Source organism: Bacillus cereus, assembly GCF_002564555.1.
GTDB lineage: Bacteria > Bacillota > Bacilli > Bacillales > Bacillaceae_G > Bacillus_A > Bacillus_A cereus_K.
On the sequence record NZ_NUVD01000017.1, the window covers coordinates 34,215 to 46,299 of the forward strand.

Below are 12,085 nucleotides of genomic sequence, written 5' to 3' on the forward strand. Positions count from 1 at the left end.
AAAAGACAACTATCGCAAAACTCATTTTTAGTTTCATAGACGAATCACTTGAATAATTACTTGATAATGGTTATCATTTAGAGAGTCTTTTAATTTGGAGAAGGGAGGAAAGGTATGCTACGTAAATTTTTTTCTTACTATAAACCGTACAAAGGTTTATTTATACTCGATTTTTCTTGCGCAGTCATTGCAGGTTTGCTTGAACTCGGGTTTCCACTTATCGTAAACCAATTTATCGATAAGTTATTGCCAGGGCAAAACTGGACGCTTATTTTATGGGCTTGCTTCGGGTTATTTGCAGTTTATATGTTAAATGCAGGTTTGCAATATGTCGTTACATACTGGGGACATATGCTAGGGGTTAACATTGAAACAGATATGAGGCAGAAATTATTCGATCACATTCAAAAGCTATCATTCAGATTTTTTGATAATAATAAAACGGGTCATTTAATTTCACGTCTTACGAATGATTTAATGGAAATTGGGGAAATAGCTCACCACGGGCCGGAAGATTTATTCATCGCCGTAATGACTTTAGTTGGGGCCTTTTCATTTATGATGATGATTAACTGGAAGTTAGCTCTGCTAACATTCTTCGTCATTCCATTCTTATTATGGTTAGCACTTTACTTCAATAAAAAAATGACGGGTACGTTTAGACGATTATTCTCAGACGTTGCTGATTTCAATGCGTGTATTGAAAATAACGTCGGTGGTATTCGCGTTGTACAAGCATTTGGAAATGAAAAGTTTGAGAAAGAGCAATTCGCTGTAAACAACGCTCGTTTCCGTACAACAAAATTAATGGCGTATAAAATTATGGCACTCAACTCATCTATTAGCTACATGCTCATGCGTCTCGTAACGCTCTTCGTATTAATATGCGGCACATGGTTTGTTCTGCAAGGTGAGTTAACGTATGGTGGATTTATCGGATTTGTTTTATTAACAAATATTTTCTTCCGCCCAATTGAAAAAATTAACGCGGTTATTGAAAGTTATCCGAAAGGAATTGCAGGTTTTAAAAGATATGTAGAACTGCTTGAAACAGAGCCTGATATTGTAGATTCTAAAGATGCGATAGAAGTAAAACATGTACACGGTGACATTCAATATAACAACATTACGTTCGGATATGAAAACAAAGAACCGATTTTAAATGATATTAGTTTGAAAATCCATGCAGGTGAAACAGTTGCGTTCGTTGGGCCATCAGGAGCGGGGAAAACAACGTTATGTAGTTTATTACCACGATTTTATGAGCAATCGTCTGGTTCAATCCAAATTGATGGCATTGATACGAAAGAGATGACATTATCGTCACTTCGTAAGCAAATTGGAATTGTACAGCAGGATGTGTTCTTATTCTCAGGAACGATTCGTGAAAATATCGCTTACGGAAATTTAAAAGCGTCAGAAGCTGACATTTGGCAGGCGGTAAAGAGAGCACAGTTAGAGGATTTAATTTACTCACAACCAGACGGTTTAGATACAGTTATCGGTGAGCGCGGCGTGAAACTTTCAGGTGGACAGAAGCAGCGTCTAGCCATTGCTCGTATGTTCTTGAAAAACCCGCCAATTTTAATATTGGATGAAGCAACTTCTGCATTAGATACAGAGACGGAGCTGGCGATTCAAAAATCACTTGCAGAACTAGCTGTTGGCCGTACAACATTAGTTATTGCTCATAGACTTGCGACGATTAAAAACGCAGATCGCATCGTCGTTGTAAATAAAGACGGCATCGCAGAGCAAGGTTCGCATGATGAACTAATTGAAAGAGGCGGAGGATATAGTAGGTTATACGAAGCGCAGTTTAGTTCGTAAATATAATTTTTACCGAATTAGCACACCATATAAGTAGGTGAAAATCTTATATGGGAGGCTATAAAGTATGATTGTAACAACAACGTCTACAATTCAAGGGAAAGAAATTATTGATTACATTGATATCGTGAACGGGGAAGCAATTATGGGGGCGAATATCGTTCGTGACCTTTTCGCTTCTGTCCGTGATGTTGTCGGCGGTCGTTCTGGCGCTTATGAAAGCAAATTGAAAGAAGCACGCGACATCGCAATGGAAGAGATGAAAACTCTCGCAAGACAAAAGAATGCGAATGCTATTGTTGGCATCGACGTGGACTACGAAGTAGTTCGCGAAGGGATGCTAATGGTTGCAGTGAGCGGGACTGCTGTCCGTATATAAAGTGAAACTTTAATCAGTGGGGGGGTGTTCATCCCCCACTGATTATCAGCCCTCACCAATCGGGCGTTTACGGGCAGCCCGACTCCCACCTAACTTCTTTGCATAAGAAGAATTTTGAGGTGGAGTCTTACTGCCCATAAATAGCGCGATAAAGTGAAAAGCCGTGCTGATGCACGGCTTTTTGTTGTTATCATGTCTAATATTATAGGTTGGTCAATATTCTATGTCGAAGCTGCGATATTTCTTGGGAAATGCGGAAGATCCCGTCGATATATAGGGAAGACATTAGAGCGCTTCTTTACATTTTTGAATTTGAACTAATAATTTTTCGTATTCTTGTTCGAGACATGTGATGTCATTGTGAGGATTTGGTATAGAAATCCGGCTGATGATTTCAGTTAATTTTGTTTGTAATCGTAATAATTCTTGTTCAGTAACTTTTACAGAAGCTTCGGTTGTTCTTTTTGTGTATTGCTCGTAATTGCCGTGGAATATTCTTGGCTCGCTCTCATCTACTTGTAGAATATGGTCTGCAACAGAACGAATAAAGGCACGGTCATGACTAATGAAAAGTATAGTGCCAGGATATTCTTGTAACATGCTTTCTAGTTCTTCTTGCGTCGCTAAGTCTAAATAGTTTGTCGGTTCATCAAGTAGAAGCATATTATAGTTTCCTAAAAATACTTTTGCGAGTGCGACCTTCATTCGTTCACCGCCACTTAAGACATGCACAGGTTTATGAACATCTTCACGGCGGAATAGGAGCCGTGCAAGTATTGTTCGAACGAACGCCTCTGTATAGTTTGTTTCTTCTAAAACATTTTCTAAAATTGTTTTATTCGTTTTCAAAATGGAAAGTGTTTGTTCAAAGTATCCGATTTTACAACTCTTCGAAAGCTGAATGCCACGCTCGTTTGCGAGAAGCATGTTGAACAAAGTTGTTTTACCGCTTCCGTTTGCGCCTAAAATAGCAAGCTTTGCACCGGGGGCAATAGTCCCACTCATATTTTTAAATAATGTGCGTTCGCCTATTTTCTTTGTTGCTTTATTAAACTGTACCACTACTTTACTATGAATGGGTGTATGGTATTGCACGTCAAACTGGGCTTGAGAAAGATCCTTTGGCTTTTCTTTTTTTTCTAATTTTTCGAGGCGTGTCTCTAATGCTTTCGCTGCGTTGCTAACCTGTTCTTGGCCATGAGCCCCACTTAATTTATAGAGTTTAGCTTCAGATGAACTGAACCGCGTTGGGACTTTTGTCATACTAGAAGCACGTTGCTTTCTTTGTGAAATCGACTGCTCTAAACGATTTTTTTCTTGTATATATTGATCATACTCTGCTTGCTTTTGTGCTCGCTCACGTTCTTTTTGTTTTCGATAGTTTGAATAATTTCCTTTATACTCTTGAATAGTGCCGTCTTCGATTTCGATGATTTTTGTACATATCGTATCTAAAAAATCGCGATCATGTGATATTAAAACAATGGCCCCTTTATAAGATAAAAGTGTCTGTTCTAATTGCTCTGTACCGGACATATCTAAGTGGCTTGTTGGTTCATCAGCGAATAGAATGCCTGCATCCTGTTCGAGAGCATGGGCAATCTTTAGGCGCATTCGTTCGCCGCCACTCATTGAATCTGCAACGTTTGAAATACTCCATTTTCCTTTTGCGAGAGAAGAAGCGGCTTCCGGTAGTTCCTCGCTAAGCTGAGGAATGATGGCGATCGAACTATGATGAGTTACTGTACCTTGGTCAGCTTCTATTTCTTTACTTAATATTTGTAGTAACGTAGATTTTCCAGCTCCGTTGACTCCGACAATTCCTATACGATCCTGCGCTTGAATTTCCAGTGATGGTAACGTAAATAGGGTGCGATCACCAAAGCTCTTTTCAATATTACGCGCGAATAAAATAGTCATAAAAAAACCTCCCTAGTTTTACTAGAGAGGATAAACGTCGCCCTTGCATGTAAAAATCGTACATAAATAAACGATTTTTTACATGATCGTCTCGAAAGAAAGTATCGACAAATGGACAGACTAATCCCCTGCTAGTTTTCATCATTTTTGTTCACTATTTGTGATGGATGAAATAAATAAGAGAATTAGAACTTCATTGGTCAAAGTACCTTCCTTTCATAATATTATTTTTATTGTATGCGCATACAAATGAGTTTGTCAAACTTATTTCTGTTTGTGATTTTTGAATTCGTTATTATAAATTTGTGCCTTTGCTAGTGCCTCAGCATCATTTTGGATTTCATCTAATCCATTCGCATCCCCAATAATATAGCCTTCAAATGATGAACCAACAAAATCAAAGATGTACTGGAATTGAGCAATAAGCGGCAATGCCTTTAGTTTCGGATTATCCCCACCAACAATGACAACGTACATCTTTTTCCCTTTCATTTTCTCTTTGAAGTGAAGAGATGTGTCGCGCAAGCTTTGTGACCAGCGATCGACGAAGTTTTTCATATGACCGCTCATTCCGTACCAGTATAACGGTGTAGCGAAGATAATCGTGTCGTGCTCTAGCATACGCTCGATTAACTGCTCGTAGTCATCATTTACAGGTTGAAATCCTTCTGCATCATGACGTTGATCTGTAATAGGATGGACTGTATGGTCTCGCAAGTAAATTTGTTCTATTTCAATTCCATCAATCATCATATGTGTTAAAGCTTCTGTATTCCCGTTTTGTCTTGAACTGCCGTGTATAACAAACATGTAATCATCCCTTTTCTTTTGCTCGTTTTAGGAGTGAAACGTGTTTTTGCAAATTCGTTTGAATGCTGGAAAGTAATGAGATTTGCCTTGTTACTTCATTGAGCTTATCTTCGTAAAGTGCCAAGATACTGCTGCAAGGATTTTCGTACAGGTGTGGTTCGATTTCGAGGCAGCGCATCATTTTTGCCGTCTCTTCTAAATTTAAGCCAAGCTGTAAGTACATTTGAATAAGCTCTACTTTTTCAATGGCACTTTCGTCGAAATCACGATAGCCGTTCGTGAGGCGATTTGAAGGGAGCAATCCCTTTTCTTCATAATGTCTTAGTGATCTTTCGCTAACGCCAGTTTTTTTTGATAACTCTCCGATTCGCAATGTGTTTCACTCCTTTTACATGTATTGTAAACCTTCACACTAATGTGAAGGTCAACTCTGTTTTTTCGCAAAAGAATCTACATAATTTAAAAATACTTGAATGGCTTTAGATGGAATGAAATATTTGCCGCGCACGATGGAGAATGGCCGGATTAGTTGTTCATTTGGAACTTCGACGTGGAATAGCTCTTTTGCCAGTAGCTCTTTCCGTACAGTCCAATCAGAAAGGATAGCGATGCCAAGCCCGGCAGCGACGGCTTCCTTTACGCTTTGTATACTACTGAATGTAAAGAATCGCTTCATTTTTAAATGGTGTTGATGAATAAAGCGGTCACTATAAGCACGTGTCCCAGAGCCACTCTCTCTTAATACCCATACTTGGTCTTGGAGTGTGCTTTCATTTATTTCATTTGTGCGGAGCAGTGGATGATTTGGTGGAACGACGAGCTTCATTTCATCTTGCATAAACGTTTCAACGTCCACATCGGCGTATACGACTTGACCTTCCACTAAGCCGATATCGATTTGATTAGAGCGGAGGCTTTGCAAAACTTCTTCTGTATTTGAGATAAAGGTATGAACTTCGACGTACGGATTTTCATTCGCATAGTTAGCGAGTATTTTCGGAAGCAAGTATTCGCCAATTGTAAAACTAGCGCCGATACGAAGCGTCCCTGTTACAACGTTATGTAGTTCGTTAATTTCCTGCTTAGCATCTTCATAAAGAGAGAGCATTTGCTTTGCATGTATGTATAAAATGTTTCCGGCCTCTGTCACTTGAACGTGCTTCGGGGATCGCTGAATGAGTGTAGTTCCAAATTCGTTTTCTAAGTTACGAATATGCATACTTACGCCGGGCTGGGAAAGGTTTAATAATTCTGCTGCACGTGAGAAATGTTTCTGTTCAACGACAGTAACGAAAATCTTTAAAATATCTACGTTCATTTGCTAGGCTCCTTTCGTTTTCTTTCATCTTATCATAAGTATTTCTGATGATAGAGATTTGGTATTGGTATTAAACTTATTATTAAAACTCTTTTATAATGTAAGTAGAAAGAACATGCATGTTCCAATACGATTATTGGGGTGGTACAAAGTGGAACAAACACTTGTTATACAAAAGAAGAAGGGCTTTGGATTTTCGCAAGGAATTGGGATTACGTTATTAATCGCCATTGTCGCGAAATATTTAGCAGAGCTTCCATTTTTAAATATTATGGGGCAATTAGTAATTGCTATTCTAATTGGGATGGTTTGGCGAGCATCTATCGGAATTCCGCAAGAAGCGATAGTAGGAACGAACTTTGCAAGTAAGAAGTTACTTCGCTTTGGGATCATCTTACTTGGAATGCGGTTAAATCTTGTTGATATTGCGAAGGCGGGGCCGAAAGTATTGGTCATCGCAGCAGTTGTGATTACATTTACTATTTTCGTTGTATATGGACTAACGAAAGTATTTAAAGTAGAAAAGAAACTTGGGATTTTAACAGCATGTGGAACAGCAATTTGCGGCGCGGCCGCGGTTGTGGCAATTGCACCGCAAGTAAAAGCGAAGGATGACGAAACGGCAGTCGGGGCAGCGATTATTGCAATTTTAGGTACGATATTTACACTTATTTATACGCTATTATACCCAGTACTTGGCTTATCTCCGTACGGTTACGGCGTGTTCTCAGGCGCGACGTTGCACGAAATTGCGCACGTTATCGCAGCTGCGGCGCCAGGAGGGAGCACGGCTGTAGACATCGCAGTTATTGTAAAATTAACACGCGTTGCGATGCTCGTACCAGTAGCGATTTTAATTGGATTATGGTTTGGTAAGAGCGAGGGAAGCAAAGAAAAAGGTTCTTGGCGTGATCTCCCAATTCCATGGTTCATCTTCGGATTTTTAGCGATGAGCGCGGTGCATTCACTTGGTATAATTCCAGAAGTTGTTGCGGGATACATTGTAGTCATTGCTTATATGCTAATCGCAATGGCGATGGCAGGGCTTGGTTTAAATGTAGAGTTTAAAACGTTCCGCAAATTAGGAAGCAAAGCGTTCGTGGCCGGGTTGATTGGTTCGGTTTGTCTATCGGTTCTTGGGTACGTTCTTGTATATGCATTAGGATTTATGTAGCGGTGAAGAGGCATCTTATTAGATGTCTCTCTTTTTTTACCTTTTTTTGTAAAGATATCTTTACTTGTATTTGGAAAATATTTATAATTCAAGTAAAGATATCTTTACTTTTAAAGGTGGAGCCTATGGGTGTAAAAAATAAAATTAAAGAATTAAGAAAGCAAAATCATATAACACAAGTTGAAATGGCAAAGGCGATGCAGGTGACGCGTCAGACAATCGTGGCGATTGAAAATCATCATTACAATCCAAGTCTAGAGTTATCCCTAAAAATCGCCAAATATTTTGAGATGAAGGTGGAGGAAATATTTACGCTGGAGTAAGGGGAGAGAAAATGAACGATGAGTTTGAGAGATTTCAGTCTGATAAAGCGTTTAAATATGTAGGGTTATTTTTTACGATTAGTTTAGCTATATGGAGTTTGTACAATTTAATTGTTTATGGAAATGCTGGTATGCCGTTTGTTTTATTTGTACTAGGACAGTGGGTGTATTTTCTTGTGAACTATTGGCCGAAGTGGAAATATAGAAATAGTAAAGAGACTGATATTGTAGGAATAAGCAAGAAGTTGTGAGATTTGTAGGGTATTTTTCTTTAGTGGGGTTTCTTTTAAATACGAGTTTAGTCATCAAATAAATATATAAAGGGGAAACGGGATGGTATTAGCGATATTATGCGTTGCGACGGCTATATTTGCACTTTTGTGGGGGATGCAGAACTTCTCTCGTAATCCAGTACCAAGTGTATGTATTATGATTGGTACTGTAGGTTTATCATACTATTTATTAATTTTAGCGTATTATCATAAAACAGCAACAAGTGTTGTTGTTGGGGCAATTATTTTATCTTGTGGACGTGCTATACAAAAGGGTTTTCTTCCATAAAAGCTGTTTATACAAAAGGTATAAGCGGCTTTTTGTATTTTTTTTACAAACTACTTGAAAGTTACGTTACGTCACCTTTTATAATGAAGGAGAAGAGGTGATGGAGTTGATTTCGATTCAAGAACTAACGAGGGAAACAGGAGTTACAGTAAGGACGTTACGTTATTATGATCAAATCGATTTATTAAAGCCAAGTGGGAAAACGGATGGGGGACATCGGTTATATAGCGAGAGAGATGTTGTTCGTTTGCAACAAATTTTATTTTTAAAAGAAATGGGATTTTCATTAAAAGAAACTGCGAATATGTTAGTAAAAGGTGAGCTGGATTTAAAAAAATCGCTTGAAAATCAACTTCGATTTGTACAGGAAGAACAAAAGAAATTTAATCGAATGGAGCGTATCTTACAAGCTGTTGTTTATTCGGTGGATGTGGAAGGGGAACTGGATTGGAAAGTTATGTTTGAGCTTATTCAGCTTTCGAAGCAGTCTCCGCGAATACGTGAGATGTTCCAAAATGAAGTGTTTTCTAAGGAAGAACAAAAGTTGCTTCATAATTTGCCGAACATGAGTGAAGAAGATCCGAATGTTTTAGAGTGGGTAGATTTATTAAAGAAACTACGTAACTTTATGAAAGACGGTAAGGAAGCATCATGTGATGAGGTACAAGGTGCAACAAAGAAATTAATGCAAAAGTGCTTAGAGATGGCAAATGGTGATGAAGCATTTTTAGATAAATTGTGGGAAGTAAGAAAGTCAAAAGAAGATTCACAGAAAATGAGTATGTATCCAATTGAGGAAGAGCTTCTAGTATATATGGATGAGGCTTTTCGTATTTATGATGAAAAGGAGCGGGATAAATGAGTATACTGGCAGAATATCGATGGTATTTTTTAATTGGTGCAGAGATTGTATTTTGGTTATCAGCTATCGGTTTCTTTTTACTTCGTTACGGATTCCGTTTGAAAAAGGCGAGTTTTATTATGGGGATTGTGCTGCTAATAAATGAAGTGTTCATTTTAACATTAGGGGTAGTCGATTATTATCAAACAGGAAAGTTTTCTAACTTCCAGATCATTACGGTAATCATTTTATTATATGCAGTATTTTACGGGAAAAAGGATTTAAAGAAGCTAGATATATATGTGCAAAAACTAGTTGCAAAGTGGCGGAATGAATCAGCGCCTATTATGGAGGAACAAATAGAACTGACAGGTATGGCCTATGCGAAGCAGGAAATGAAAAATTGGGTATTACATCTTGTTTTATTCGTTGCTGTTCATATAGTTTTTTTCTTCGCGTATGGATTGATTCCATTTGAACAATGGGGCGATTGGTTAGAGTCAGGAATCGTTTTAAATAAAGCTGCGAGCCGTGTGAGCCGAGTGTGGGCGATTATACTTTTAGTGGATACAGTTATTTCATTTTCATATGTGATTTTTCCGAAAAAAGGGAAAGGAAAAGAGAAGCTACTTTCATAGAGGAAAGTAGCTTTTTGGGTATACAAATAATTTTTATAGGAGAGGATGACAATAGGGAAAAGAATCGCATGTAGAGGTTGCTTATAGGTTAGTAGATTGTACGAATGAAGCTGGGCGCAATGGATATGACTTATTATATGTACCTAAAAAATAAAATTGATAGAGGGAGGAAGCGCTTATGCCTTCCTTTTTTTATGTAGATATTGTCGAAAATTTTACCGAATATCTGTTCGTTTTTTTAGGTTTTTTATGGGCATTCGTGGTAAAATAATAATACAGATTTTTATGAGGAGGTCGGATTTTTCTTGGAACATCAATTTGAAATTGTCTCAGCGTATTCCCCGCAAGGTGATCAGCCGGTAGCTATAGAGAAGCTTGTAGAGGGACTTAATAGTGGAAAGAAAAAACAAGTGTTGCTTGGAGCGACAGGAACGGGTAAGACATTTACGATTTCAAATGTCATTAAAGAAGTGCAGAAGCCAACACTTGTGATGGCTCATAATAAAACGTTGGCAGGACAATTATATAGTGAGCTGAAAGATTTCTTTCCGAATAATGCAGTTGAATATTTTGTTAGTTATTACGATTATTATCAGCCAGAAGCGTATGTACCGCAAACAGATACGTTTATTGAAAAAGATGCGCAGATTAATGATGAAATCGATAAATTGCGTCACTCAGCAACGTCTGCATTATTTGAACGGGACGATGTAATTATCGTTGCGAGTGTTTCGTGTATATATGGTTTAGGTTCTCCTGAAGAGTACCGCGAGTTAGTTGTTTCACTTCGAGTTGGCATGGAAAAGGACCGCAATCAATTGCTTCGTGAACTTGTTGATGTACAGTATGGACGTAATGATATTGATTTCAAGCGTGGTACATTCCGTGTGCGCGGAGATGTAGTTGAAATCTTCCCAGCATCACTTGACGAGCATTGTATTCGAATTGAATTTTTCGGTGATGAAATCGATCGTATTCGTGAAGTAAATGCGTTAACAGGTGAAGTGTTAGCAGAACGTGATCATGTAGCAATCTTCCCAGCATCTCACTTCGTTACACGTGAAGAAAAAATGAAGGTCGCTATTGAAAATATCGAAAAAGAATTAGAAGAGCGTTTAAAGGAATTAAATGATAACGGTAAGTTGTTAGAAGCGCAGCGTATAGAGCAACGTACACGTTATGATTTAGAAATGATGCGCGAGATGGGCTTTTGTTCAGGTATTGAAAACTATTCCCGTCATTTAACACTTCGCCCAGCAGGTGCAACGCCGTATACGTTATTAGACTATTTTTCGAAGGATTTCTTAATTGTTATGGATGAGTCGCACGTATCAGTGCCGCAAGTAAGAGCAATGTATAACGGGGACCAAGCGCGTAAGCAAGTGCTTGTGGATCATGGATTCCGTCTGCCATCAGCTTTAGATAATAGACCGCTCACGTTTGATGAGTTTGAAGAGAAAACGAATCAAGTTATTTACGTTTCGGCAACGCCAGGACCGTACGAGTTAGAGCAGTCACCGGAAGTAATAGAACAAATTATTCGTCCAACAGGGCTTTTAGATCCGCCAATCGATATACGACCAATTGAAGGTCAAATTGACGATTTATTAGGAGAAATTCAAGATTGTATTGCAAAAAATGAACGTGTATTAATTACGACTTTAACGAAAAAAATGTCAGAGGATTTAACAGATTACTTAAAAGATGTAGGAATTAAAGTAAACTATCTTCACTCTGAAATTAAAACGTTAGAACGTATTGAAATTATCCGTGACCTTCGTCTTGGTAAGTTTGATGTACTTGTCGGTATTAACTTATTACGAGAAGGATTAGATATTCCAGAAGTATCACTTGTAGCTATTTTAGATGCAGATAAGGAAGGGTTCTTGCGTTCAGAGCGTTCATTAATTCAAACAATTGGTCGTGCCGCGCGTAATGAAAACGGCCGCGTTATTATGTACGCAGATCGCATAACGAGATCAATGGGAATTGCAATTGAAGAAACGCAGCGTCGTCGTACGATACAAGAAGCTTACAATGAAGAGCATGGTATCACGCCGAAAACGATTCAAAAAGGCGTCCGTGATGTAATCCGTGCAACGACAGCGGCTGAAGAACCGGAAACATATGAAGCAACTCCTGCTAAGAAGATGACGAAAAAAGAGCGTGAAAAGACAATTGCAAAGATAGAAGCAGAGATGAAAGAAGCAGCAAAAGCGTTAGACTTCGAGCGTGCAGCTGAATTAAGAGATTTACTATTAGAATTAAAGGCGGAAGGGTGAAAAGAGTGA

13 protein-coding genes and 1 pseudogene are annotated in these 12,085 nt (G+C 38.4%); 10 read left to right on the plus strand and 4 right to left on the minus strand.

Going from position 1 to position 12,085, the window contains the following annotated elements:
- Positions 1-114: 114 nt before the first annotated feature.
- Together COI75_RS09075 and COI75_RS09080 are read left to right on the plus strand one after the other, a co-directional pair.
- Positions 115-1,830, plus strand: a complete 1,716-nt coding sequence (locus COI75_RS09075; protein ID WP_000944597.1) for an ABC transporter ATP-binding protein — start codon at positions 115-117, stop codon at positions 1,828-1,830.
- Between the two features lie 67 nt (positions 1,831-1,897).
- Positions 1,898-2,209, plus strand: coding sequence for a YbjQ family protein (locus COI75_RS09080; protein WP_000637520.1), 312 nt, complete (start codon positions 1,898-1,900; stop codon positions 2,207-2,209).
- A 285-nt stretch (positions 2,210-2,494) separates the two neighbouring features.
- Here COI75_RS09080 and abc-f read toward each other — a convergent pair whose 3' ends face one another.
- The 4 genes from abc-f to COI75_RS09100 all read right to left on the minus strand — a co-directional run bounded on the left by abc-f (position 2,495) and on the right by COI75_RS09100 (position 6,257).
- Positions 2,495-4,129 (minus strand): ribosomal protection-like ABC-F family protein, encoded by a 1,635-nt coding sequence (gene abc-f / locus COI75_RS09085; RefSeq protein ID WP_098448327.1) that lies wholly within the window; start codon positions 4,127-4,129, stop codon positions 2,495-2,497.
- A 264-nt stretch (positions 4,130-4,393) separates the two neighbouring features.
- Positions 4,394-4,939, minus strand: coding sequence for a flavodoxin family protein (locus COI75_RS09090; RefSeq protein ID WP_000497597.1), 546 nt, complete (start codon positions 4,937-4,939; stop codon positions 4,394-4,396).
- Positions 4,940-4,943: 4 nt separating this feature from the next.
- Positions 4,944-5,312: a MerR family transcriptional regulator gene (locus COI75_RS09095; RefSeq protein WP_098380284.1), complete on the minus strand. Its 369-nt coding sequence runs from the start codon at positions 5,310-5,312 to the stop codon at positions 4,944-4,946.
- Positions 5,313-5,363: 51 nt separating this feature from the next.
- A complete protein-coding gene (locus COI75_RS09100; RefSeq protein ID WP_098380285.1) occupies positions 5,364-6,257 on the minus strand; it encodes a LysR family transcriptional regulator in 894 nt (297 codons plus the stop codon).
- Positions 6,258-6,408: 151 nt separating this feature from the next.
- Between COI75_RS09100 and COI75_RS09105 the strand changes: the two genes are divergently transcribed.
- The 8 genes and pseudogenes from COI75_RS09105 (at position 6,409) to uvrB (ending at position 12,076) form a co-directional block, all read left to right on the plus strand.
- Complete coding sequence (locus COI75_RS09105; protein WP_000438428.1) at positions 6,409-7,431, plus strand: YeiH family protein; 1,023 nt, start codon at positions 6,409-6,411, stop codon at positions 7,429-7,431.
- 125 nt (positions 7,432-7,556) lie between these two features.
- Positions 7,557-7,754, plus strand: coding sequence for a helix-turn-helix transcriptional regulator (locus tag COI75_RS09110; RefSeq protein ID WP_000538361.1), 198 nt, complete (start codon positions 7,557-7,559; stop codon positions 7,752-7,754).
- A gap of 11 nt (positions 7,755-7,765) precedes the next feature.
- A complete protein-coding gene (locus COI75_RS09115) occupies positions 7,766-8,005 on the plus strand; it encodes a hypothetical protein (RefSeq protein ID WP_098380286.1) in 240 nt (79 codons plus the stop codon).
- A gap of 82 nt (positions 8,006-8,087) precedes the next feature.
- The gene (locus COI75_RS09120) at positions 8,088-8,315 is read left to right on the plus strand and encodes a hypothetical protein (protein ID WP_098448328.1); all 228 of its coding nucleotides are present in this window, start codon (positions 8,088-8,090) and stop codon (positions 8,313-8,315) included.
- Positions 8,316-8,415: 100 nt separating this feature from the next.
- Positions 8,416-9,177, plus strand: coding sequence for a MerR family transcriptional regulator (locus COI75_RS09125; protein ID WP_000420468.1), 762 nt, complete (start codon positions 8,416-8,418; stop codon positions 9,175-9,177).
- Positions 9,174-9,794: a hypothetical protein gene (locus tag COI75_RS09130; RefSeq protein WP_000025197.1), complete on the plus strand. Its 621-nt coding sequence runs from the start codon at positions 9,174-9,176 to the stop codon at positions 9,792-9,794. The genes COI75_RS09125 and COI75_RS09130 overlap by 4 nt, the downstream gene beginning before the upstream one ends.
- A gap of 73 nt (positions 9,795-9,867) precedes the next feature.
- Positions 9,868-9,948, plus strand: a pseudogene (locus tag COI75_RS27780) (DUF4362 domain-containing protein); the annotation flags it as partial.
- 151 nt (positions 9,949-10,099) lie between these two features.
- A complete protein-coding gene (gene uvrB, locus COI75_RS09135) occupies positions 10,100-12,076 on the plus strand; it encodes an excinuclease ABC subunit B (protein WP_000401010.1) in 1,977 nt (658 codons plus the stop codon).
- Positions 12,077-12,085 lie beyond the last annotated feature (9 nt).

Excerpts from the sequence above, each read along its gene's own strand:
- COI75_RS09075 (WP_000944597.1), top strand. The coding sequence starts at position 115 with ATGCTACGTAAATTTTTTTCTTACTATAAACCGTACAAAGGTTTATTT.
- COI75_RS09080 (WP_000637520.1), top strand. The coding sequence starts at position 1,898 with ATGATTGTAACAACAACGTCTACAATTCAAGGGAAAGAAATTATTGAT.
- abc-f (WP_098448327.1), bottom strand. The coding sequence starts at position 4,129 with ATGACTATTTTATTCGCGCGTAATATTGAAAAGAGCTTTGGTGATCGC.
- COI75_RS09090 (WP_000497597.1), bottom strand. The coding sequence starts at position 4,939 with ATGTTTGTTATACACGGCAGTTCAAGACAAAACGGGAATACAGAAGCT.
- COI75_RS09100 (WP_098380285.1), bottom strand. The coding sequence starts at position 6,257 with ATGAACGTAGATATTTTAAAGATTTTCGTTACTGTCGTTGAACAGAAA.
- COI75_RS09110 (WP_000538361.1), top strand. The coding sequence starts at position 7,557 with ATGGGTGTAAAAAATAAAATTAAAGAATTAAGAAAGCAAAATCATATA.
- COI75_RS09115 (WP_098380286.1), top strand. The coding sequence starts at position 7,766 with ATGAACGATGAGTTTGAGAGATTTCAGTCTGATAAAGCGTTTAAATAT.
- COI75_RS09120 (WP_098448328.1), top strand. The coding sequence starts at position 8,088 with ATGGTATTAGCGATATTATGCGTTGCGACGGCTATATTTGCACTTTTG.
- COI75_RS09125 (WP_000420468.1), top strand. The coding sequence starts at position 8,416 with ATGGAGTTGATTTCGATTCAAGAACTAACGAGGGAAACAGGAGTTACA.
- COI75_RS09130 (WP_000025197.1), top strand. The coding sequence starts at position 9,174 with ATGAGTATACTGGCAGAATATCGATGGTATTTTTTAATTGGTGCAGAG.